The 22,082-nt window shown below is 62.3% G+C and carries 19 protein-coding genes; 11 read left to right on the top strand and 8 right to left on the bottom strand.

Annotated elements, in window-relative coordinates:
* Nucleotides 1-87 precede the first annotated feature (87 nt).
* Nucleotides 88-1,365, bottom strand: coding sequence for an NAD(P)/FAD-dependent oxidoreductase (locus PPGU16_RS21430; RefSeq protein ID WP_180724760.1), 1,278 nt, complete (start codon nucleotides 1,363-1,365; stop codon nucleotides 88-90).
* 367 nt (nucleotides 1,366-1,732) lie between these two features.
* Between PPGU16_RS21430 and PPGU16_RS21425 the strand changes: the two genes are divergently transcribed.
* The gene (locus PPGU16_RS21425; protein ID WP_180724759.1) at nucleotides 1,733-4,810 is read left to right on the top strand and encodes a transglycosylase domain-containing protein; all 3,078 of its coding nucleotides are present in this window, start codon (nucleotides 1,733-1,735) and stop codon (nucleotides 4,808-4,810) included.
* On the opposite strand, the gene PPGU16_RS21420 is transcribed toward PPGU16_RS21425, so the two are convergent.
* The 4 genes from PPGU16_RS21420 to PPGU16_RS21405 form a co-directional block, all read right to left on the bottom strand.
* Nucleotides 4,804-6,027 carry an ROK family transcriptional regulator gene (locus PPGU16_RS21420; RefSeq protein ID WP_180724758.1) on the bottom strand — a complete coding sequence of 408 codons (1,224 nt, stop codon included), beginning with the start codon at nucleotides 6,025-6,027 and terminating at the stop codon, nucleotides 4,804-4,806. The two genes, PPGU16_RS21425 and PPGU16_RS21420, sit on opposite strands and share 7 nt — an antisense overlap.
* A 30-nt stretch (nucleotides 6,028-6,057) precedes the next feature.
* The gene (locus PPGU16_RS21415; protein ID WP_180724757.1) at nucleotides 6,058-6,858 is read right to left on the bottom strand and encodes an ATP-binding cassette domain-containing protein; all 801 of its coding nucleotides are present in this window, start codon (nucleotides 6,856-6,858) and stop codon (nucleotides 6,058-6,060) included.
* 22 nt (nucleotides 6,859-6,880) lie between these two features.
* Nucleotides 6,881-7,870, bottom strand: a complete 990-nt coding sequence (locus PPGU16_RS21410; protein ID WP_180724756.1) for an ABC transporter permease — start codon at nucleotides 7,868-7,870, stop codon at nucleotides 6,881-6,883.
* 133 nt (nucleotides 7,871-8,003) lie between these two features.
* Nucleotides 8,004-9,032 carry a sugar ABC transporter substrate-binding protein gene (locus tag PPGU16_RS21405; protein ID WP_238271085.1) on the bottom strand — a complete coding sequence of 343 codons (1,029 nt, stop codon included), beginning with the start codon at nucleotides 9,030-9,032 and terminating at the stop codon, nucleotides 8,004-8,006.
* Between the two features lie 440 nt (nucleotides 9,033-9,472).
* On the opposite strand from PPGU16_RS21405, the gene PPGU16_RS21400 reads away from it, so the two are divergent.
* The 7 genes from PPGU16_RS21400 (at nucleotide 9,473) to PPGU16_RS21370 (ending at nucleotide 16,355) form a co-directional block, all read left to right on the top strand.
* On the top strand, nucleotides 9,473-10,375 hold the full coding sequence (locus PPGU16_RS21400; protein ID WP_180724755.1) for a YihY/virulence factor BrkB family protein: 903 nt from the start codon (nucleotides 9,473-9,475) through the stop codon (nucleotides 10,373-10,375).
* A 245-nt stretch (nucleotides 10,376-10,620) separates the two neighbouring features.
* The gene (locus PPGU16_RS21395) at nucleotides 10,621-13,011 is read left to right on the top strand and encodes an ATP-binding protein (RefSeq protein WP_180724754.1); all 2,391 of its coding nucleotides are present in this window, start codon (nucleotides 10,621-10,623) and stop codon (nucleotides 13,009-13,011) included.
* Between the two features lie 17 nt (nucleotides 13,012-13,028).
* On the top strand, nucleotides 13,029-13,769 hold the full coding sequence (locus tag PPGU16_RS21390; RefSeq protein WP_180724753.1) for a methyl-accepting chemotaxis protein: 741 nt from the start codon (nucleotides 13,029-13,031) through the stop codon (nucleotides 13,767-13,769).
* Complete coding sequence (locus PPGU16_RS21385; protein ID WP_180724752.1) at nucleotides 13,766-14,305, top strand: hypothetical protein; 540 nt, start codon at nucleotides 13,766-13,768, stop codon at nucleotides 14,303-14,305. Before PPGU16_RS21390 ends, PPGU16_RS21385 begins: the two co-directional genes overlap by 4 nt.
* 72 nt (nucleotides 14,306-14,377) lie before the next feature.
* Nucleotides 14,378-14,743, top strand: coding sequence for a response regulator (locus PPGU16_RS21380; RefSeq protein WP_180724751.1), 366 nt, complete (start codon nucleotides 14,378-14,380; stop codon nucleotides 14,741-14,743).
* A gap of 199 nt (nucleotides 14,744-14,942) precedes the next feature.
* Complete coding sequence (locus tag PPGU16_RS21375; RefSeq protein ID WP_180724750.1) at nucleotides 14,943-15,251, top strand: DUF4148 domain-containing protein; 309 nt, start codon at nucleotides 14,943-14,945, stop codon at nucleotides 15,249-15,251.
* Between the two features lie 528 nt (nucleotides 15,252-15,779).
* The gene (locus tag PPGU16_RS21370) at nucleotides 15,780-16,355 is read left to right on the top strand and encodes an H-NS family nucleoid-associated regulatory protein (protein WP_180724749.1); all 576 of its coding nucleotides are present in this window, start codon (nucleotides 15,780-15,782) and stop codon (nucleotides 16,353-16,355) included.
* 250 nt (nucleotides 16,356-16,605) lie between these two features.
* On the opposite strand, the gene PPGU16_RS21365 is transcribed toward PPGU16_RS21370, so the two are convergent.
* Together PPGU16_RS21365 and PPGU16_RS21360 are read right to left on the bottom strand one after the other, a co-directional pair.
* Complete coding sequence (locus tag PPGU16_RS21365; RefSeq protein WP_180724748.1) at nucleotides 16,606-16,866, bottom strand: DUF1488 family protein; 261 nt, start codon at nucleotides 16,864-16,866, stop codon at nucleotides 16,606-16,608.
* Between the two features lie 229 nt (nucleotides 16,867-17,095).
* A complete protein-coding gene (locus PPGU16_RS21360) occupies nucleotides 17,096-17,974 on the bottom strand; it encodes a LysR substrate-binding domain-containing protein (protein WP_180724747.1) in 879 nt (292 codons plus the stop codon).
* 124 nt (nucleotides 17,975-18,098) lie between these two features.
* On the opposite strand from PPGU16_RS21360, the gene PPGU16_RS21355 reads away from it, so the two are divergent.
* On the top strand, nucleotides 18,099-19,619 hold the full coding sequence (locus PPGU16_RS21355; protein ID WP_180724746.1) for an MFS transporter: 1,521 nt from the start codon (nucleotides 18,099-18,101) through the stop codon (nucleotides 19,617-19,619).
* Nucleotides 19,620-19,695: 76 nt separating this feature from the next.
* Nucleotides 19,696-21,111 carry an aminotransferase-like domain-containing protein gene (locus PPGU16_RS21350; RefSeq protein ID WP_180724745.1) on the top strand — a complete coding sequence of 472 codons (1,416 nt, stop codon included), beginning with the start codon at nucleotides 19,696-19,698 and terminating at the stop codon, nucleotides 21,109-21,111.
* Nucleotides 21,112-21,126: 15 nt separating this feature from the next.
* Here PPGU16_RS21350 and PPGU16_RS21345 read toward each other — a convergent pair whose 3' ends face one another.
* Complete coding sequence (locus tag PPGU16_RS21345) at nucleotides 21,127-21,315, bottom strand: DUF2970 domain-containing protein (protein ID WP_180724744.1); 189 nt, start codon at nucleotides 21,313-21,315, stop codon at nucleotides 21,127-21,129.
* A gap of 248 nt (nucleotides 21,316-21,563) precedes the next feature.
* On the opposite strand from PPGU16_RS21345, the gene PPGU16_RS21340 reads away from it, so the two are divergent.
* Entirely contained in the window at nucleotides 21,564-22,031 is a 468-nt protein-coding gene (locus tag PPGU16_RS21340) for a PRC-barrel domain-containing protein (RefSeq protein ID WP_180724743.1), read from the top strand.
* The last annotated feature ends 51 nt before the right edge of the window (nucleotides 22,032-22,082 follow it).

The raw sequence follows: 22,082 nt of genomic DNA, 5'->3' as shown, positions 1-22,082 counted from the left end.
CTAGCATGCCGAAATCACCAGCCGGCGTGGCCTGGCGGCATGTCCAGCATCCCTGCGCGCCCCTTGCGCACGCGCTGCCGGAAGCACTCAGCCTGCGCGCCGCGGACGGTCCGCGAGCGCATCGCGCGTCTGCATCGCCGTGTAGGTCAGTTGCGCCGCAGCGAGGCCCAGCGCGCCGAAGGTGTGCGTGAGACCGAAGGCCGCGAACGCTTCGGGCACGGGTCGCTCGCCCGCGATCGCCGCCGCAAGCAATTCGCCCGATACCGTCGTCGGCGCCATCCCATGTCCGCCGAAACCTACCGCGTACCAGACGCCGTCCGGGCTCTGGCCGATCTGCGGCATCTTGTGCCGCGCGTAGCTCATCAGGCCGCCCCACGCATGATCGATGCGCACGTCGCGCAACTGCGGATACACCTTCAGCAGATCGCGGCGCAGCAACCGCGCAATCGCCTCGGGCTCCCGCTCCAGGATCGAGATGCGTCCGCCCCATAAAATGCGCGAGTCGGGCAACGGCCGGTAGTAGTCGAACGCGAAGCGCGTGTCGTAGACGGCGCAACGGCAGTCGATCGCGTCGGCGAGCCGCGCGCCGAGCGGCTCGGTCGCCATGACGTAGGTCGCGATCGGCAGGACGGCGCGCTCGACGCGCCGGTACACGTTGCGCGCATAGCCGCCGCCCGCCATCACGACATGCCGGGCGTCGATCGATCCTTGAGCCGTCCCGACCACATACCCGGCGCCTTGCCTGCGCAGCGACGCGACAGGCGACTGCTCGACGATCCGCACGCCGGCCGCCTCCGCCGCGCGCGCGACTCCGAGCACGTACTTCAGCGGATGAAAGTGAAACGCATTGCGCTCGAACAGGCCGCCGTGATAACGCGTGGTCTTCAGCCGCGCACCGAGTTCGGCGGCGTCGAGCGGCTCCCATTCGACGCCGAACGTGTCCTTCATCAGACGGCGCTGGCCGTCGAGGCGTGATGGGTCGTCGAACCAGTTTGCGAGGATCGCGCCCGCGTCCGTCGCGTCGCAGGCGATCGCGTAGCGCTGGATGCGCGCGCGCATCAGGTCGACGGCGTCGATCGTCAGCGCGTACAGTTCGCGCGCCCGCGCCGGGCCGAGAATCTTCAGCAGGTCCGCGCAGTCGAGACTGTAGCCGCCGAACACGAATCCGCCGTTGCGACCCGACGCGCCATAGCCGACCTGGTTCGCTTCGACCACGACGACGTCGCGCACCCCGCGCTCGGCCAGTCCGAGCGCCGTCGACAGGCCCGCCAGCCCGCCGCCGACGATGCAGACGTTCGCGCTCAGGTTGCCAGCCGGTGCGGGGCGCACGGGCCGTTCGACAGTCGCTTCGTAGTAGCTTTGCATAGGTTCAGGAGGCTGGGTCGTCGCCCGGAATCCAGCGGGCGCGGAATGCTCGAAAAGTGCGCGGCTATGTTACTCAACTTCGCCCGGTCGTCGTATTCGGTATTCCAGGGAGGCCGCGCTCGCGCAAGCGCCGCGCGTAGGTTGCATCGGCATCGAAAAAGCGGCTGTCGTTCATTTCATCTGGCCGGAAAACGCTGCGCCATGCGGCAAAAGATGCCGTCTTGCCGTGCGCGCCTGACGGTTGTGTTGCGTGCCGTACTCACCCGATCAAGTCGTTGCGTCACCTGGCCCTCACAACGGGCGGTTACGCGTTAGACTGACATCAGTCGAGGTTAATGTGGTCAGGCATCTGCAAGGAGACGCCGCCATGAATCGGCCACTACGGTTTCCGCTACGCGCAATCGGCACCACATCCGCCTGGAAGTGGTTCAAGTGGCTCCTTTTCGCCTCGTTTCTCGTAGCCGTCGCGCTCGGCGTGCGCTTTGTCCAGATCGAAATGGACACGTCGCGGTTCCAGGCGCGCTACCTGTCCGAACTCACGCGTGACGTCGGGTTTACCGTATCCGAAGGCCCGAGCGACAGCATCCGCTTTCCAACCGACGGCCCGTACGACATCCGCCTCGGCTACGCGCTGCTCCCCGCATTCGAACGCCGTTTGAAAGAGCGCGGTTTCTCGGTCGCGTCGCAGGCGCGCGATTCGGAACGCATGGCGTCGCTTTCCGACGACGGCCTGTTCATTCCCTACGAAGAAAAGGACCAGGCGGGACTGATGCTGTATGACTCGACGGGCACGCGCCTGTTCGGCTCGCAGTATCCCGCGCGCGTATATGACGATTTCGAGTCAGTGCCGCCGCTAGTGGTGTCGGCGCTGCTGTTCATCGAAGACCGCCATCTGCTCGACCCCGACCAGCCGAACCGCAATCCCGCCATCGACTGGGGGCGCTTCAGCCGCGCGCTGATGGATCAGGGCTTGCGGGTCTTCAACCACAACCAGGCGCAGCCCGGCGGCAGCACGCTCGCCACGCAGATCGAGAAATTCCGCCATTCGCCCGGCGGCCGCACGGCGACGCCGAAGGAAAAGCTGCGGCAGATCGCGTCGGCGTCGGTGCGCGCGTATCTCGACGGCCCGCGCACGATGCCCGCGCGCGAGCAGATCGTCGTGCGCTATCTGAACTCGGTGCCGCTTGCCGCGCAACCCGGCATCGGCGAGATCAACGGTATCGGCGACGGGCTCGCGGCGTGGTACGGCCGCGATTTCGCCGAAGTCAACCGCGTGCTGAAAGCGCCGGCTACGCCCGACGATCTCGCCGAACAGGGGCTCGCGTTCCGCCAGGTGCTGTCGCTGATGATCGCGCAGCGCGGGCCGTCGCATTTCCTGCTGCGCAAGAACGACGATCTCAATGCTCTGACGGAAAGCTATCTGCGCCTGTTTGCCGCGAATGGCGTGATCACGCCGCAACTGCGCGACGCCGCGCTCTCGCAGCAACTCGTGCTGACGCGCGCGAAGCTCACGCCGCCAGAAGGCTCGTTCATCGAACGCAAGGCGGTGACGTCGCTGCGCACGCATCTGCTGTCGTCGCTGGGCGTGTCGACGCTGTACGACCTCGACCGGCTCGACTTGCGCGTCACGTCGACGATGAACAACAAGGTCCAGCAGGACATCAGCGACCGGCTCGCCGCCGCAACCACGAAAGATGGCGCGCAGGCGGCCGGCCTCTACGGCTTCAACATGCTGCAACCGAAGGACGATCCGTCGAAAATCGCCTTCAGCTTCACGCTGTTCGAAAAGCGCGACGGCGCGAATCTGCTGCGCGTGCAGACGGACAGCGTGAACCGTCCGTTCGATATCAACTCCGGCGCGCGCCTGAATCTCGGCTCGACCGCGAAGCTGCGCACGATCATCACGTATCTGCAGATCATGCAGGACCTGCATGCGCGCTATGGGCAAATGAGCGTGGAAGAACTGCGCGCCGTGAAGCCCGAGCGCGAAGACGCATTGACACGCTGGGCTGTCGATTACTTCATGCACACGAAGGACCCTTCGCTCAGCGCGATGCTCGATGCGTCGGTGGAGCGCAAGTATTCGGCCAATGCGGGTGAAACTTTCTACACGGGCGGCGGCGCGCAAACCTTCACGAACTTCGAGGCCGACGAGAACTCGCGCATTCTCACCGTGCATCAGGCTTTCCAGCACTCGGTGAATCTCGTGTTCGTGCGGATGATGCGCGACATCGTTCACTATGAAACGATCAGGACGTCCGGCCCGTCATCGCAATGGCTCGACGATCCCGCCACGCGCAACATGTATCTGACGCGCTTCGCCGATCAGGAAAGCCGCGTGTACATGAACCGCTTCTACACGAAGTATCACGGCAAGACGCAGGACGAGATGCTCGCGATCCTGCTGCGCACCGTGCGCAAGTCGCCGCCGAAAGTCGCGACCGTGTTGCGCAGCGTGCGGCCCGATGCATCGCAAGCCTGGTTCAACGACCAGATGCGCGCCGCGCTGAAGAACACGCCGAAAGCCAATCCACCCGACGACGCGCTCGCGAACCTCTACGAGAAGTACGGCATCGACAAGTTCAATCTGAACGACCGCGCGTACATTTCGAGCGTGCATCCGCTGGAACTGTGGCTCGTCGACTATCTGCGCGAACATCCTGATGCGACCGCGAATCAGGTCATGGACGCGAGCCGCGACGTGCGCGCGGATTCGTACAAGTGGCTCTTCAAGACGCGCTACCACGCAACGCAGGACCGCCGCATTCGCCGCATGGTCGAGCAGCATGCCTACGATGCGATCGGCAAGTCGTGGCAGGCGCTCGGCTATCCGTTCTCGCATCTGACGCCGTCGTATGCGGCCGCGATCGGCGCGTCGGGCGACCGGCCGGCGGCGCTCGCGCAGCTGATCGGCGTGATCGCGAACAAGGGCAATCAGGCACCGACCCAAAGCCTCTCCGAACTCGAGTTCGCCAAGGGCACGCCGTATGAAACGCGCTTCGTCCGCGCGACGCCGCAGCCCACGGAAGCCATCTCGCCGGAGATCGCTCGGGTCGCGCAGACCCTGTTGCGAGACGTCGTTGCGGGCGGCACGGCGAGGCGTCTCGCGGGCGGCATCACGTTCCCGAACGGCAAGACGCTGGAGGTCTACGGCAAGACGGGGACGGGCGATCAGCGGCTGAATATCTACGCGAAAGGGCGCAGGCTGATCGAGTCGCGCAAGGTGAATCGCACGGCGACCTTCGTATTCGCGATCGGCGACCGCTTCTTCGGCACGCTGACGGCTGTCGTGCATGAACCGTACGCGAAGCGCTACGACTTTACGAGCGCGCTGGCCGTGCAGTTGCTGAAATCGATGGCGCCCGAGTTGCAGGCGCTGCTCGACGAACCTGCCTCGAAAGACACGCCGAAAGTGGCTGCCAGCACGGAGCCGAAGGTTCAGTAGCCGACTTCGGTTGCAGGCTTCAGGAAGAGTTCATGCATCGGCGCGAAGTGCGCGTAGAGGGGCAGAATCGCGCCGCCCATCGCGCGCGCGTCGGAGCCGATCGTGCCTTCCAGCAATTGCGGGCGCACGATGCCTTCCCACTCGAATTTATCGAGCACGCGCTCCGTGCGGCGAATGATCTCGCGCACCAGTTGCCGGTCCACTTCGCCGTCTATCACCACCGCTTCGAGATCGAGCAGCGCCGCCGCGTTCGTCAATGCGCCCGCAATCGCGGGGCACGCGGTGTCGAGCCATTGCTCCGTGAGCCGCCACAGGTCCGGTGACAACGCGCGATGGTCGTGCGCCGCAGTGGCAGGCGCGCCCGCGTCGACGAACAGCTTTTCGAGCACGAAGCCCGATGCCGCGTGCAGCAGCTGTTGCGCAGGCTGACGCGCGTTACCGCTCATGATGGGTATCGAGCCGACCGCGCCTGCGTTGTCGTGCGGCCCGCCATGCAGACGGCCGTCGATCACCAGCCCGCCGCCAATGAACGTGCCGACGAACAGATACAAGAAATTATGGATGCCGCGCCCCTGGCCCATCACCAGTTCGGCAGCACACGCGGCCGTCGTGTCTTTGGCGAACTCGACGGGCAGGCCCGTCATCGACGCGATGCGCGCGCGGATGTCGATGTCGTTCCAGGCATCGAGCGCTTCACGCGGCGCGCCGAGAAAATCGCGCCAGCCGCCGAGCCACAGCGGCGCCGCCACACCGACCCCAACCACTTTCTCACGCCGCGCGCCGAGCGCCTCGTTGATGCGCGCGAGCTTGCTCTCGAGCGCGGGGAACAGCGTGCGCGGATCGGGGTACGCATACTCCTGCACTTCGCGGCAGCATACGCGCCCGAGAAAATCCATGGCGAGCACATCGAGGCTGCGCCGCCCGACCTTCACGCCGATCGTATAGGCGCCTTCCGCGCGCAACGCGATGGGTACGGAAGGCTGTCCGATGCGCCCGCGCACGCGCGCCTGTTTTTCGAGCAGACCATCGTCGATCAATCGCTCGACGATCATCGACACGGTCTGCATCGACAGACGCGTGAGCCGTCCCACGTCGGCTTTCGGCAGCGCCCCATGCAAACGGATCGCCTGCAGCACGATGCGTTCGTTGAACTGCCGCATGCCGACCTGGTTCGAGCCAACGGTGCGTTTGAGCGGTGAGCGGGTGCCCGTATCCATCGGCGGTGTCCGGTTACTTGAGTCGGTTCGTCACGCGATGGCCCGCACATCGGCCTGTTTCGCGCCCGTCATGATCGCGACAGCATCCGACATGTGGATGTCGTTCTTGTTGACGAGCGCCGCACGCCGTCCGAGCCGCTGAATGTGGATGCGGTCAGCGATCTCGAACACATGCGGCATGTTGTGACTGATCAGGATCACGGGAAGGCCCCGATCGCGCACGCGCCGGATCAGTTCCAGCACCATGTTGCCTTCCTTCACGCCGAGCGCCGCCGTCGGTTCGTCGAGAATCACCACGTGCCGCGCGAAGGCCGCGCTGCGGGCCACCGCGACGCCCTGGCGCTGGCCGCCCGAGAGCGTCTCGACGGCCTGGCGCATCGAGCGGATGCCGATCTGCAGGTCTTTCATCGCGTTGGTCGCTTCCTCGAGCATGCGGCGTTTGTCGATGATCTTGAAGATCTTGCCGCGCCAGCCCGGCTTCACCAGCTCACGCGCGAGAAACAGGTTCTCCGCGATGCTCATGGCGGGCGCCACGGCGAGATCCTGATAGACCGTTTCGATGCCTTGCTGGCGCGCGTCGAGCGGACTGCGGAACTTGACGGACTTGCCGTCGAGCAGCAGGTCGCCTTCGTCGGGCACGAGCGCGCCCGAGAGCGCCTTGATGAGCGATGACTTGCCGGCGCCGTTATCGCCGATCACGGCCATGATTTCGCCGGGCATCACTTCGAAGTCGCAGCCGTCGAGCGCGGTGACCTGGCCGTAGCGCTTGATGAGACCGCGCGCTTGCAGAACGGGCGTCGTGCCGTTGGTGGAAGAGGGGGTTGTCGACATCACAGGCTCCTTCGAATAACGATCAACGTGCGCCGCGGCGCGACAGCTTGTCGGCGGCCACTGCGAGAATCACGAGAATGCCGGTGATCAACACCTGGTACACCGACGACACACCCATCAAGGTCAAGCCATTGCGGAACACGCCGACAATCAATGCGCCCAGCAGCGTGCCCGCAATCGAGCCGCGTCCGCCGAACAGACTCGTGCCACCCAGCACGACGGCCGTGATGCTGTCGAGGTTCTCGGTTTGTCCCGCTTGCGGATCGCCGACGCCCGTGCGCGACACGGAGAGCAGCGCAGCGATGCCGTAGAGCGCGCCCGCCAGGGTGTACACGGTGATCAGGATGCGTTGCGCGGAAAGGCCCATCAGGCGCGCGGCTTCCGGGTTGTTGCCGAGCGCGTAGAGGTGACGGCCGGGCACCGTGTCGCGCAATACGAACCACGTGCCGAGATACATCAGCAGTGTGAGCACGGTGCCGTAGGTGACGGCGGCCGGCCCGAGATTGAACGTGTTGCCGAAGAACATCATCGCGTCGGGCAGATTCGACACGCTCTCCGCGTTCGAATAGAGCTGCGTGGCCGCGAAGGCGATATTCAAGGTGCCGAGCGTGACGATGAACGCGGGCAGCTTGATGCGTGTGATCAGCACGCCGTTGAGCAGGCCGAACAGCATGCTCGCGGCGACGCCGCAAGCGATCGCGATGACGGGCGGCACGCCCATCACGACGGCGAATTTCGTCATCACGATCGAGCCGAACGCCATCAACATCCCGCACGACAGATCGATGCCACCCGTTAGCACGATCAGGGTTTGACCGATGGCGATGACGGCGACCACCATCGTCTGCTGCATGATCAGCGACAGGTTCTGGAACGACAGAAAGCGGTCGCTCTGCGAGATGAAAAAGATGCACGCGAGCAGGAGCGCGACGAGCGGGCCCGCTTCGGCAAGCGTTGGCAGATGATCCGCAAACCGGCGATGGTTGTGAGCGGGGGCGGTAGGAGTCGACATGATGTGTTTCCTTCGAAGCAATGCGTGGCCTGCGCGCGGTACACGTACGCCACGCTCACGCTGGAGAACTTGCGGAAGACGCGCGTCGTGCGCGTCCCCGTGACTGCTCAGTTAGTGCTCGGTTACTGCGTGATTACTTATTGCCCCAACAGTTGTCGAGGCCGAACTTCGTGTCCTTGCTATCGACACCACCTTGCGGCTTGTCGGTAATCAGCGTGACACCCGTGTCGTGATAGCCGGAGACCTTCTTGCCCGTCTTCGCGTACTCGACGCCTGCCTGCACGCCGAGCTCGGCCATCTTCAGCGGGTACTGTTGCGACGTGGCAGCGATCGCGCCCGCCTTCACGTTGCGCACGCCTTCACAGCCGCCGTCGATCGACACGATCATCACGCTTTTGTCCTTGCCGGCAGCCTTCAGCGCGCGATACGCACCCGCTGCGGCCGGTTCGTTGATCGTGTAGACGACGTTGATATCGGGTGACTTCTGCAGGCAGTTTTCCATTGCCGTCTGGCCCTTCGACTGGTCGCCGCGCGTGTCCTGGCTGCAGACGATCGACGGGTCGCCTTCCTTCACGCCGAAGCCCTGCAAAAAGCCGTTGTGTCGCAACACGCCGACGGACACGCCGGGGGCGAGATCGAGCGTCGCGATCTTCGCGGGCTTGCCACCGAGCGCGGCCTTCGCGTACTGGCCGATCAGCACGCCTGCCTTGAAGTTGTCGGTGGCGAAGAGGGCGTCGGTCGCGTCCTGCGGGTCGGTCGGCGTATCGAGCGCGATCACGAGCGCGCCAGCCGCACGCGCCTTCTTGATGCTCGGCACGATGGCCTTCGTGTCGCTCGGCGTGATGAGGATCGCCTTTGCGCCCGCCGTGATCATGTTCTCGATGGCCGTGACCTGCGCTGCGTTGTCGCCGTCGAACTTGCCGGCAGCCGTCAGCAGCTTCGCGCCGTCTTTCTGCGCGGCGGATTCCGCGCCTTGTTTCATCTTGACGAAGAACGGGTTGGTGTCGGTCTTCGTGATCAGGCCGACGACGGGCTGATCGGCGGCGAGACTGGCGCTCGCGCACCACAGCGCAGACGCGGCGACGCACGCAGCGGCGATGCCCTTGACGACGGGTTGCGTACGGGACGCGCGGCGCAGTTGCCTGCGGGAAATCGGGTTCATGGGGACGCTCCTCCGGATGATTGACAACGACGTTGTGATCAGCGGTCGATTCAGCGGTTGGCTGTGCGCTGATCGCGCCTTCTTGTGCGTTCGCCGGACTTTGGATTTGCCGGTGACGCGGCCTTACTAAATCAAGTTGTTTTAGTTAGTACAGCAGTGACCGTCCGGAAAATCAAGGAAGGGTTTTGCTGCGGCGCGGCTTGGGGAAGCTGGCTCAGTACCCGGAAAGCCTTATGTGGAAAGGCTTACGGCGAATTGAGGGGGCGTGCGGCGGGGGAGCGGGATTGGGGTAAATCAGGAGTGAGCATACCCGTCGATTAAGTTCTTTTGTTCACTCGATGGGCATATGCTCGAAAGATGTGGATTTAGTTGCGTTCCAGGACCGCCACTTGCTCCGTTGATGCCATGGACCGGCCGCAACAACGCGAGCGGAGGTGGAAGTGAACAGGACGCACAATCGCGCACTGCATTTCGTCGCGACGCATCCCGCGCGCTTCGCGTTGCAGGTGGTCAAGGCGTTCCGCAAGAACCAGGGGCTGCTGCTCGCGGGTGCCATCGCCTATTACGCGCTGCTGTCCATCGTGCCTCTGCTGATTCTGGTCGCCATCGCGTTCAGTCATTTTGTCGGCGAAAAGCTGCTGCTCGATACGCTCGCGCGCTTGCTGGAATGGCTGGTGCCGGGACAGTCGCGCGCGATCGTCCGGGAGCTTGCCAACTTTCTCGCGCACCGCACGGTGATCGGCTGGTTTCTGGTCGTCACGATGATCTTCTTCAGTTCGCTTGCTTTCACCGTGCTCGAAAATGCGTTGTCGATTATCTTCGTCCATCGCGTGGCGATCCGGCGCAGGCATTTTCTGCTGTCGGCGATCTTGCCTTATCTGTTCAGTCTTTCGCTGGGTATCGGCGTGCTGCTCGTGACCTTGGTGTCGAGCAGTCTTCAGGCGGTTGCGAGCGATAGCGTCATGCTGTTCGGTCACGCCATATCGCTGACGGGCGCCACGCGCATCGTGCTGTATCTGGCCGGTCTTGCCGGCGAGATTTTCGTGCTGACGGCAATCTATCTGGTGATACCCGCGGGACGCACGACGCTTTGGCACGCGCTATTCGGCGCGGTCGCGGCCGCGGTGCTGTGGGAAGTCACGCGGCGCGTGCTGGTGTGGTACTTCGCGACGCTATCGCAGGTGAGCGTCGTCTATGGATCGCTGACGACGGCCATCATCGTGCTGTTCAGCCTCGAAGCGCTGGCGACGCTGATGCTGTTCGGCGCGCAACTGATCGCCGAATACGAGCGACTCAATGCCGGTCCGATAGAGCCTGTCGCGCAGCCATTCGTCACGAGCTAAAGATGAAGTCGGGAAGCAGGTTGCGGCTGCATCGAAATCGGAGTGACGCGGTTAACGGCAGCCAATGCGAGAACTTTAGAATCATTTGACTCCATGTTCTATTGCGTCTTTTAATCCCCAGAAGAATGCGCGGCGGTCACAGCTTCGTCACGACCCGCCGACGATAATCCCGTCGCCCGTCAAATTGACAAATTCAGAGCGGGCAGCACTGCCACCTAGCAGTGACAGACCACGGGGAATACCACATGACCATCCGTCACCGCATCACTTTACTGGTGGTGTTGATGCTGGTCGCCTTATCGGCGATCGGCGGATACGCTGTCTATCAGACTCGCGGCAGTGCCGCCGACGTCCGGCAGGTGACGCAGGGCGTCGTGCCGAGCGCGCTGGCTTCCGCCGATCTTGTCTCTCAAGTCAAGGACGTGCAACTCGCGACGATGACACTCGTCTATTCGCCCGACGCGAATATGGTCGAGCAGGCGCAAAAAGAACTCGCGGCGAAAGAGAAATCGCTGCGCGAAGCACTCGACGTGCAGGCGAAAGCCGCGGCGAGCCACGCGCAGGAAGGGCTCGTCACGCAGGCGCGCGACAGTCTCGCCAATTACTTCGCGGCGATCAACGACACCGCGAAAATGAAGGCCGAAGGCAAGAACGACCTCGCCCAGGCCTATCTGTTTGCGAACGTCGCGCAGTACCGCGACGAACTCGAAGGCATCGTCGAAACGCTGCGCATCGAAAAGAACCGCCAGAAAGACGACGCCATCGACGCACTGAATACAGGACTCGCGACGACCACGACGGCAATTGGCAGCGCATCGGGCGCGGCGATTCTGGTGCTGATCGCGATTGGCCTGCTGCTATACCGGCAGATTACGCGACCGCTTTCGCGCATGCAGGAGATGATGAGCGAGATCGCATCGAGCCAGGACTTCACGCGCCGCGTGCCCGTTGGCCGGATGGATGAAATCGGTCATTCGATCGTCGCGTTCAACGGCATGATCGAGAAGATCCAGCAAAGCTCCGCGCAACTGAAACAGAAGACCGCCGATATTCAGGCGATGTTGCAGAACATGCAGCAGGGCATTCTGACGGTTGTCGAAGGCGCGATGATTCACTCGGAGTACTCGGCCTATCTGGAAGCAATCTTCGAAACGAAGGATATCGCCGGGCGTGCGCTGATGGACCTCGTCTTCGCCGACAGCGACCTGGGTTCGGATACCGTGTCGCAAGTCGAAGCAGCCGTGCTGGCGTGTATCGGCGAAGACAGCATCAACTTCGAGTTCAACCAGCATCTGCTCGTCAACGAACTGACGCGCAAGATGCCCGACGGTCGCGTGAAGACGCTCGATCTGAGCTGGTCCGCAATCACTGACGAAAGCGACACGGTCATGCGCCTGATGCTGTGCGTGCGTGACGTGACCGAATTGCGCCAGCTTGCCGCCGAAGCGGGCGAGCAGAAGCGCCGCCTCGAAATGATCGGCGAAATTCTCTCGGTGAGCGAGGAGAAGTTCCACCATTTCGTCGAGAGTGCCACGGGCTTCATCAACGAGAACGAGCGCATCATCCGTCAGCATGCACAGGTCAGCGAGCCGGCTGTCGCCGAACTGTTCCGCAATATGCATACGATCAAGGGCAATGCGCGGACCTATAGCCTCCAGCATCTGACCAGCATCGTGCACGAAACCGAGCAGCGTTACGACGCGCTGCGCCAACCGGAGGCGGCGCACGAATGGGATCAGGAACAACTCATTGCCGAACTGGCGCGCGTCAAGGAAGCGTTGCAGCACTACGCGACGATCAACGAAGTGAGCCTCGGCCGACGCAAGGCGGGCCGTGTCGGCAGCGCTGAACGTTATCTGATGGTGGATCGCGAGCATATTCAGGAAAGCCTGCGTCTGCTCGATGCGGCAAATCCGGCTGACATGCTCGATCTGCTGGCAGCGCGCGATTCGGTACGCAGAACATTGCGCCTGCTCGGTACGGAGAAAGTGGAAGAAGCGCTGGCCGGCGTGCTGCACTCGTTGCCTTCGCTGGCCGCCGAGCTTGGCAAGGCCGTGCCCGCCGTGCGGATCGACGACAACGGTTATCGCGTTCGCACGCAGGCGGGCAGCATGCTCAAGAACGTGTTCATGCATCTGCTGCGCAATTCCGTCGATCACGGCATCGAGCCTGCCGCACAGCGAGTTGCGCTCGGCAAGCCGGAAGCGGGCGTCATCGATATCGAAGTGGGTGTCGCCGAAGGCGCATTGCAGATCACGTTGAGCGACGATGGACGCGGTCTTGCGTTGTCGCGTATTCGCGGCATCGCCGCCGATCGCGGCTGGCTTCAGCCTGATTCGCAATTGAGCGACGAAGCCGTGGCGGAGTTCATTTTCCGTGCGGGATTCTCGACTGCGCAGAACGTGACGGAAGTGTCGGGCCGCGGCGTCGGCATGGATGCGGTGCGCGACTTCATTCGTCGCGAAGGCGGACGCATCGAATTGCGCTTCACGGACGATCAGGTGGGCGCCGACTTCCGCCAGTTTCAGACGATCGTCTATCTGCCGGAGAACTGCGCTGTCGATAGCGTCGGCACGTCGATGCATGATGCCGCGCAAACAGTGAGTTCGATTCAGGCGAATGCACATTTCGAATAGCACGACGGGGACAGGCTGTGGTTGATCAGTATGTGATTGCGGCGGCCTTGGCGGGCGTCGCGTGGGGCGCGCTGGCAGGTTTGTTCGCGCATCGGTGGTGGTACAGGAAGCGGGCCGCTACGCAAACGCAGTCGGCGCTCGCGTCGCAGAACACTGCACTCGCGCAGGCCGAGGCGCGCCACACTGCCGAGGTCCGGCAGCATGAGCAGCAGGCGCACGAACTGCACGCGCTCGTCGATACGCTACGTGACGATCTCGCGCAGCAGTCGGTGTCGGCGGACGACGCACGCGAGGCGTTGAATGCGCTGCATCTGCAAAAGGACGAGTGGCTGCAGCAGGCGACGCGCCTTTCAACGGAAGCAGGGCGTCTGCGGCATCTGTCCGCCACGTTCGAGCGCTGGCATGAGCAGATGATCTCGCTGATGGCGCAGAACCACGACATGCACGCGAAGAACAATGAACTTTCGTCGATCGTGCGTCACGTGCTGATCGTGTCGTTGAATGCATCAATTGAAGCGGCGCGCGCGGGCGCGGCGGGCCGCGGCTTCTCGATCGTCGCAAGCGAAGTGCGCGCGCTGGCGGCACGCTCGCAGGAACTGTCGAAGAGCTATCACGACAGCCTGAACCGCAATGACCTGATCACGACGGCCACGTTTCAGGACATTCAGGCGGGCGGCAAGATGATTGCTGCGTCGCTGGCGAGCGTCGAGGCGCTTGCCGGTCAGATTCAATCCCGGTTAGAGCAGGCGACGACGTGATCAGTCAGCAAGCGAAAGACAGTATCGAGCGGATCTTTTTGCATTCCGCGCGCACGCGTTTGCCTGTCGATTCCAGCGACGCATGTGAAATCACGGCGCTCGACTCGCAGCAGGCCAATACCGCGCTTGCGAGCCATATCGTGGTTCTGACCATTTCATCGATCGCATTCCGTTTTCTGCTCGTGCTGCATTTCAACGATGACAAGGCAACCCGCGACTACTTTCTGCGCGACTCGGAAGAGCGCTCGTTGGCGGAAGCATTGATGGAAGTCGGCAATCTGTGTTGTGGCGCGATCAATCAGCAATTGGTCGAGTTCTTCCCGGATCTCGGGATGTCGACGCCATATCAGCTGAACGGCGCGTGCGTGCCTTATCTGACGGAGTTGAAGCCCGGCTATCTCGCGGCTTTTCGCGTGAGCATCGGCGCAAACGTACAACTGGGCGCGACGCTGTGCATGTGCGCGAGTTCGCCCGTTGATTTCGTCGCGCATGTGAACGAGGCCGAGGAGAGCACGGGCGAGCTCGAACTCTTCTAAATGCTTCTGCGCGTCACGCAGAGAGCACATTTTCAATCAATGCGCCGTATGAAAGGCGCGACGGGGTGAGCAATGGCGAAGGTTCTGGTAGTGGACGATTCGAGCACGGTGCGCGATGAAGTCGCGGGTTTTCTGAGGAAGAACGGTCTCGATGTCGATACGGCAGTGGACGGCAAGGATGGTCTCGCGAAGCTGAAGGCATCGCCGGGCATCCGTCTGGTGGTCAGCGACGTGAACATGCCGAATATGGACGGTCTGACGATGGCCGAAAAGATTCGCGGCGAACTCGCCAATGCGAGCGTCAACATCATCATGCTGACGACGGAAAGCAGTCCCGCAATGAAGGAGCGCGGCAAGGCGGCAGGCGTGAAGGGCTGGATCGTGAAGCCGTTCAAGGGCGACGCGGTGCTCGAAACGTTCCGTAAGCTGGCCGGCTGACGGCTTTGCGCGGCATGACGGGCCGTCGCGTCGGGGGGCGCGGCGGCCCAATCATGATGTGCGGATTGTAGCAATTCCCTGAAAGATCTATTCGAGCCTCACGTATTTATCGGCGGCGGCCACGCCTCTACACTCGGTTCAACGGTTGCAGAACATCCGTTCTCGCGCAACCCGACAGACAGATCCGGAGGTAGTTGCCATGAAATCGCTCGGTCAATTCGTTATCGTCGCCGCTCTCGTCAGCGCGCCTCTCTCTGCATTCGCGCAGAGCAATCAACCTGTGACGCGAGCTCAGGTGCGCGAAGAACTCGTGCAATTGCATAACACCGGTTACAGCCCGCTCGACGATCGCAATAGTTATCCCACGCATATTCAGGCTGCCGAAGCGCGTCTGGCCGCGCAACAGGCGGCGTCGACGCAGCAAAGCGGAGTCGGCGGCGCAGCGAATGGCGTGTCGCAAGCTGGCGTGCGTGCCGATGCGAATGGCATCACGTTCTCGCATCATTAATCGTTGTATTCGGGGCGGCGCATGCCGATTCGCTGACTGCAGTCAGTTCTGAGTTGAACCAAAAGGCCGGAGCCTGTGATGACAGGCTCCGGCCTTTTTGCATTCGCGCATCGTGCATAGCATTGAGGCAAATTAGGAAAAAGAAGTAGTAAACGTGAATTTATTGCGTACGCAATTGGATGTAGTTATCGCGGTGACGGCAGTTTGCACAGAGAGTCACGCTCTCGAGGGCCGATTTTGTCAGTAGAAGGACAACGCGCTTATTCCGATTGGTGTGTCAGCGCTTTCGGACGTGGAATTTTAAAAGTCTTATGGATAGCATGAGTAATTGGACAGTCAACATCGAGCAAGCCAATTGACATTTGTCGTACACCAGATAAATCCTGGCAATTGGGGCTTCGTTTGAGCAATGGGAGTCACTCACGCAGTACAACGGCGCGCGCGTGTCTTTTCATGTAATAGATGAACTCTAGCCATATATGACCGGTCCATGGCATAGTGCCGATATCTTCAATCAGGAGTTTCAATATGGCTACACTCGAGGCACTTCAGGCAAAGATAAAAAAGCTTCAGGCCCAGGCGGAAGCCATTGCGTCGAAAAAGTCGACGGCTGCGCTCGAAGGCATTCGCGCACTGATGGCAAAGCACAATCTGACTACGGCTGATATCGATGCGCATCTCGGCCGCAAAAAGCGTGGCCGTCCTTCGCTGAAGTCGGCAGGCGTGCAAACCAAGGGCGTAGCCAAATACTCCGATCCTAAAACGGGTGCAACATGGACGGGGCATGGCCGTGCGCCTGCATGGATCGCCGCGGTCAAAGACCGTTCGAAGTACCTGGTGGCGGGCGCGTCCGCTCCGGCTGCCACGCGTGTCGCCGTGAAGCACGGCACGGGCAATGGCCAACCGAAGGGACCGCAACCGGCGAAGTATCGCCACCCCGAAACGGGTGCGACGTGGAGTGGCCGTGGTCCTGCACCCGCATGGCTGGCAGGCGAAAAAGACCGTAGCAAGTTCCTGGTCGCCGGAGCAAAAGCCGCGGGCATGAATGGCGTTGCGAGAAAGAAGATTGGAGCAAAAAAGGCAGGAAGAAAGCCGCGCGCGTAAGAATGGCGAAAAGAATCGGGAAGGGGTGAGACTGCGTTCTCGCCTCTTTCCGGCCAAAAGCATCTTTGCCTGGTGGCGAAGCCAGCACGCTTTTGCCGAACATCTTGGGCAATGCGTCAGGCCGCGGTGACCGTGTTTTTATGCGTGAGTCATTTCGCCTTTATGGCTCTTTGCGATGCGTGCCGCCCAATTTCGGCGGCACTGCACGCGCCGTCCTTGCTTTCCGGCGCGTGCTCTCCTTCAAATTGGCCTAGTGAAAGTCGAGCGTTTCCAGCTCAACCGACTGTCCCCCATTTCGCTGCAGCACGCGGCGCGCTGCATCCTCGATCGTCTTGCGATTACCCTCGAACGTCGTGATCAGATCATGCGACGACGTCCCTGTATTGCCGAAATGGTTATTCAGGGCGTCGATTGATACGCTGCACCATACCTCTTTTCCTTCGACGGTCGCTTCAAATGCGACTCGCGATGCGGCCACGACGTGCCGGCGGCTGGTGAATTCGATGGTCATTTGATTTCTCCGTGAGTGCCAGATGAAATTCACGAACGCTCGCTGGCGCCGGCTTCCGGGCGATGTCTTCGCGGTCCAGGGCCAGGCGGCGCGGTGTAGGGCGCTCGCTTCGTTGCTGCGCAGCAAGGAACGATCCAGTCCAACTTGTGCGAAACCGTGGAGGCGAGGGACGCCGGGTATCGGGATCGTTCTCCCATGATAGGTCGCGAACGGCGCAAAAGCCGGGAAACTACTGATCCGGCGCGCCTGTCATCTGGGCGATGAGCTTTTTCGTCGCGGGCGAATGCTCGAACTTGCGGAAGACAGCCGCGACTTCCGATGCGATCGGCTCGCCTGCCAGCGTCTTGAAGACGACATTGGGCAGATTGACGACCCGCGTCAGCACATTGGGCACGATGGCGACGCCCACGCCGACGGAAACCTGAGTCAACACGGCCAGCAGCGTGCCGGGCGCGCTGACGATGCGCGGGTTGAACCGGCCGCGCCGCGCAATCTCCCGGGTGCCCAGTTCCTGTTCGGGCACGACGAAGCTTTCGCCCGCCAGCGCGCGCGCCTTGATCGGCCCGGTGGCCGCCGCCAGCGGATGCTCGGCAGGCAGCGCCGCGCAGAATGCGTCGCGCGCCAGCACGTGTGCGCGCAGCGACGGCGGCAAGTCTACGGGCATACGCACGAACGCGACGTCGATGCGGCCTTCCTCCAATAGCGCGGGCAGCTCGCCCATCGGGTGCTCGGTGACCTGCACGAGCACGTGCGGCCGCGCCTTACGGAACGCGCGCAACTGTTTCTGCAAGATGCCGGAAAACGCCGCCGAGCCGACATACCCGATATGAATACGCCCCAGCTCGCCGCGCCCGGCGCGCTGGCCGACGTGCAACGTCCGCTCGAACTGCGCGATGGTCTCGCGCGCTTCGGCGAGAAACGCTTCGCCGGCGGGCGTCAGCGCAACCGAACGCCGCGTGCGGCGAAACAGCTGTGTCTGCAGCGCGCGCTCCATCTCCTGGATCTGCACCGTGAGCGTAGGCGGCGCAATGCCGAGCGCTTCCGCAGCCTGCGCGAAATGCAGCCGCTCGGCGACGGCGATGAAGTAACGCAGATGCCTCAGCTCCATGACGCGACCATTCCGGCTATTAGGTAGAAACTAATTATATTGAACATAACCGGCAATGAACGGAATAGAGAAAACTGGTGAAATACAGGCTTCCTTTCCGCAGGTTTCCCGCCGGGTCCGTCCGATGAGTTCGATTACCGCTTCCCGCTCCGTTTCTCGCGGCACGCCGCTGCTACTCATCGCCTCGATGGGTTGCGCGATGACGGTGCTCGACACCAACGTGGTCGGCATCGTCCTGCCCACCATCGCGCGCGATCTCAACGCGTCTTTCGCCGATATCGAATGGGTGATCAGCGCCTATGTGTTGTGCTTCGCCGCGCTGCTGTTGCCCGCTGGCTCGCTTGCCGACCGCTATGGGCGCAAGCGCGTGTTTCTGACGGGCATTGCGTTGTTCGCGGCCGCTTCCTTTTTATGCGGCGTTGCGCCGACGGCCGAGCTGCTTTACGTCGCGCGCGCTGCGCAAGGCGTCGGCGCGGCCTTCCTGCTTGCGCCGGCATTGGCCATCATCGGCCACGCGTTTCATGATGAGCGCGAACGCGCGCGAGCCTGGGCGGTGTGGGGCGGCATTATGGGGCTGACGATGGTCCTCTCGCCGCTGATAGGCGGCGTCATCAATGCGTGGCTCGGCTGGCGCTGGGCGTTTGCGATCAACGTGCCGATCTGCGCGCTGCTGGCAACGGGCGTCGTGCGAATCGTCGACGAATCGCGCGATCCGACGCCGCGCTCGCTCGATCTGCCCGGTATTGCACTTTTCGCCTCTGCGATGTTCTCGCTGACGTGGGCGCTGATTCTTGGACCCGACCGAGGATGGCTGAGCACGCAGGCGCTGTCCCGCGCATGCGCCGGCGTGATCCTTTTCGCCCTGTTCGTGTGGGTGGAAAGCCGGCGCGCGCATCCGATGCTCGATCTTGCGCTGTTCCGCTCGCTACCTTTCGTCGGCGCGATCGTGGCGATGTTTGCTTATGCGTCGTCGGCGCAGGTGATGGCCTCGTTGTTGCCGTTGTTTTTACAAAACGCGCGTGGCGAAAGCGCGCTTGTCGCGGGCGCGGGCATGTTGCCTTTCGCGCTGGCCATGCTGATCTTGCCGCAGCTAGGACGCAAGCTCGCAGCGTATATGGACTCGCGGCAGATTCTCACGCTCGGTCTCGCGGTGGTCGCATGCGGCAATCTCGCGATGATGGTCGCCGCGCGCAGCACGAGTCAGGCGTGGCTGATCGTCGCCATGGCGCTGCTCGGCAGCGGCGGCGGCCTGCTGAACGGCGAGACGCAGAAGGCGATCATGAGCACGGTGCCGCGCGAACGCGCGGGCATGGCATCGGGCATCAGCACGACCTCGCGATTCACGGGCATTCTGCTCGGTTTCTCCGGGCTGGGCGCCGTGCTGGCTGAAGGCGTGCGCTCCGCGCTGACGGCACAGATGACGCAGACACATCTCCCCGTCGTGCAAGGCTTTGCCGAGCGTGTGATGGCGGGAGATTTTATGCGTGCGTTCGCGCTGTACCCGCCGGCATCGCTGGATGCACTCGTTCATATCGCGCGGTCGAGTTACGGCGAAGGCTTTGCGCGTGCATTCGCGGGCGCGTCGATTGTGGCGGCCGTGTCCGCGTCGATCGTATTTCTGTCGATGCGGCACAAGAAGCGTTGATGTCAGTTGATTGCGCAGGCGTGTACCGATTAGTATAAAAAGCTCTGTGTCATGAGCGTCCCGCCACGCGCAATCAATGAACCGATATGAAGCACTCGCCAATACGATGGCGGCCGAAATACGCTCGGGCAGTCTTGCCGTCGGCGCGCGCATGCCTTCGCTGCGGCAGGTCATTGCGCAACATGGCGTGAGTCAATCGACTGCGTTTCGTGCGTACTATCTGCTGGAAGAGTGGGGCCTCATTCGGGCGCAGGAGCGCTCCGGCTATTACGTCGCGCCGGGCGCAGCCGTCCGCGACACGCGGGAAGCGACCGCGAAGCGTGCGCTCACGGAGTCCGCAAAGGTCGATATCAGCGAACTCGTCTTCAGCGTGCTCGAGGCGGCAAAGCATACGAGTGTCGTGCCGTTAGGCTCGGCCTTTCCTTCACCGATGCTATTTCCGCTGCAACGTCTTTCCAGATCGCTCGCACAAACATCGCGGACCATGAACCCGTGGAGTACCGTCGTCGATTTGCCGCCGGGCAACGAGGCTTTGCGTCAGCAGATTGCGCTGCGCTATCTCGGCATGGGCCTGTCGCAACCGCTCGATGAAATCGTCGTCACGAACGGCGCGCTCGAAGCACTGAATCTTTGCCTGATGGCCGTGACGCGTCCCGGCGACGTCGTGGCCGTCGAATCGCCTGGCTTTTATGCGGCGCTGCAGGCTATTGAAAGACTCGATCTACGCGCAGTCGAAATACCCGTCGATCCGCAAACGGGCCTCGACCTCGAAGCGCTTGCGCAAGCGCTGGAGAAAGAGCCTATTCGCGCGTGCTGGTTCATGACGAATTACCAGAACCCGACGGGCGCGACGATGCCGCTCGAAAAGAAAAAAGCGCTCGTCGAACTGCTCGCGCGTTATGAAGTGCCGCTAATCGAAGACGACGTCTATGGCGAACTGCATTTTCAGGCGGATTACCCATTGCCGGCTATCGCCTTTGACCGGAAAGGACTCGTCATGCATTGCAGTTCTTTCTCGAAGACGCTTGCGCCGGGATACCGGATTGGCTGGACCGCTGCGGGAAAGTTTGCGGAGAAAGTACAGCGCGCCAAACTGATGACGACGCTATCGGCGAGCATTCCCGTGCAGGCGGGCATTGCTGATTATCTTCAACATGGCGGATACGACAGGCATCTGCGAAAACTGCGTGCCGCGTTGCGCGCGCAACTCGATGCCATGAATCTCGCGCTGCGCCGTGCGATGCCGAAAGGCGTGAGGTGGACGTGTCCTTCAGGCGGCTATTTCGTCTGGCTCGAATTGCCCGAGCACGTCGATGCATTGACGTTGCATAGACAGGCGATCGAACAGGGCGTGAGCCTGGCGCCTGGACCTATCTTTTCCGCGTCGCGCAACTTTCGCCATTGCGTGCGGCTGAACTTCGGGCATCCGTGGAATGCCGATATCGAACGCGCCGTGCAGGTGCTCGGTCAACTGATCACGCAGGCGACCTGAGCGTACAGCCAGGCGTCAATGCGCAACCGTAACGGCGATTCTGGCGAATGCAAAGAGAAGGCCGCCGAAGCACAGCGCGAGCACGACAGCCATGACAGGCAGCAACGGCAGATTGACGCTCGCGAGATCGGCTTCGTGCGCAGCGCCACGCCGCACGCCGAAGAAACTCCACAACACCATCCGCATCATATTGAGCAAAGCCATTTCAGTTCTCCCGCCGGTTGCGTAAGTCACGCGTTTTGATGCGTCAATCGTAGGCGGCCGAGCGGGGCGGCGTAAGAAGCAGTTGACTGCATTTTCAGCGCAGCAGTGGTGCGGCAGGCTGTCGCACCGGGAGACTGCTTTCGGGAAATATGACGCATCGCTTGCTGAAAGAGGTAAAGCTTTCAGTCGAATTGCAGCAGGAACGGCCATTGCGCGCCTTCATGCGCTCACTTTCATAGGAGGCAAACATGGGCTCAATCAATCCGCAATCGCGCAGAACGGGTGGTGCCGGGATTGTCGGCGGCGGCGTCGGTGAAGGTCCGGGGCCGGAGGTGATGGCGGCGGCGACGCTCGATGGAACGAAGGTGTATTCGTCCGATGCAGAACATGTCGGCAAGATTTCCGACATCATGCTCGACGTGCGCAGCGGACGCATCGCGTATGCCGTCCTGTCCGAGGGCGGTTTTCTCGGTATGGGCGCCACGTTGCACGCCATTCCGTGGAGCGCACTCACGCTCGATACCGACCAGAAGTGCTTCCACGTCGATATCACCGCGCAGCTTCTGAAAGACGAACCGGGCTTCGACAAGGACCACTGGCCGAGCATGGCCGATTCCAAATGGGGCGAATCGCTGCATACGTATTACAACCGCGATCCCTACTGGGTTTCGCGCAGCGACTATGTCGACCCCGACGTCCCACCGACCGCGCATTGACGTGACGCGCGCTAATCACGATAAGGCAAGGTAAAGCAAAGCCGCGCATGC

The sequence above is a fragment of the Paraburkholderia largidicola genome, from assembly GCF_013426895.1.
Taxonomy (GTDB): domain Bacteria; phylum Pseudomonadota; class Gammaproteobacteria; order Burkholderiales; family Burkholderiaceae; genus Paraburkholderia; species Paraburkholderia largidicola.
The sequence above is the reverse complement of the archived record's forward strand: the minus strand, read 5'-3'. Positions and strand labels throughout refer to the sequence as shown.

Excerpts from the sequence above, each read along its gene's own strand:
- PPGU16_RS21430 (WP_180724760.1), bottom strand. The coding sequence starts at position 1,365 with ATGCAAAGCTACTACGAAGCGACTGTCGAACGGCCCGTGCGCCCCGCA.
- PPGU16_RS21425 (WP_180724759.1), top strand. The coding sequence starts at position 1,733 with ATGAATCGGCCACTACGGTTTCCGCTACGCGCAATCGGCACCACATCC.
- PPGU16_RS21420 (WP_180724758.1), bottom strand. The coding sequence starts at position 6,027 with ATGGATACGGGCACCCGCTCACCGCTCAAACGCACCGTTGGCTCGAAC.
- PPGU16_RS21415 (WP_180724757.1), bottom strand. The coding sequence starts at position 6,858 with ATGTCGACAACCCCCTCTTCCACCAACGGCACGACGCCCGTTCTGCAA.
- PPGU16_RS21410 (WP_180724756.1), bottom strand. The coding sequence starts at position 7,870 with ATGTCGACTCCTACCGCCCCCGCTCACAACCATCGCCGGTTTGCGGAT.
- PPGU16_RS21405 (WP_238271085.1), bottom strand. The coding sequence starts at position 9,032 with ATGAACCCGATTTCCCGCAGGCAACTGCGCCGCGCGTCCCGTACGCAA.
- PPGU16_RS21395 (WP_180724754.1), top strand. The coding sequence starts at position 10,621 with ATGACCATCCGTCACCGCATCACTTTACTGGTGGTGTTGATGCTGGTC.
- PPGU16_RS21380 (WP_180724751.1), top strand. The coding sequence starts at position 14,378 with ATGGCGAAGGTTCTGGTAGTGGACGATTCGAGCACGGTGCGCGATGAA.
- PPGU16_RS21375 (WP_180724750.1), top strand. The coding sequence starts at position 14,943 with ATGAAATCGCTCGGTCAATTCGTTATCGTCGCCGCTCTCGTCAGCGCG.
- PPGU16_RS21370 (WP_180724749.1), top strand. The coding sequence starts at position 15,780 with ATGGCTACACTCGAGGCACTTCAGGCAAAGATAAAAAAGCTTCAGGCC.
- PPGU16_RS21365 (WP_180724748.1), bottom strand. The coding sequence starts at position 16,866 with ATGACCATCGAATTCACCAGCCGCCGGCACGTCGTGGCCGCATCGCGA.
- PPGU16_RS21360 (WP_180724747.1), bottom strand. The coding sequence starts at position 17,974 with ATGGAGCTGAGGCATCTGCGTTACTTCATCGCCGTCGCCGAGCGGCTG.
- PPGU16_RS21355 (WP_180724746.1), top strand. The coding sequence starts at position 18,099 with ATGAGTTCGATTACCGCTTCCCGCTCCGTTTCTCGCGGCACGCCGCTG.
- PPGU16_RS21350 (WP_180724745.1), top strand. The coding sequence starts at position 19,696 with ATGAACCGATATGAAGCACTCGCCAATACGATGGCGGCCGAAATACGC.
- PPGU16_RS21345 (WP_180724744.1), bottom strand. The coding sequence starts at position 21,315 with ATGGCTTTGCTCAATATGATGCGGATGGTGTTGTGGAGTTTCTTCGGC.
- PPGU16_RS21340 (WP_180724743.1), top strand. The coding sequence starts at position 21,564 with ATGGGCTCAATCAATCCGCAATCGCGCAGAACGGGTGGTGCCGGGATT.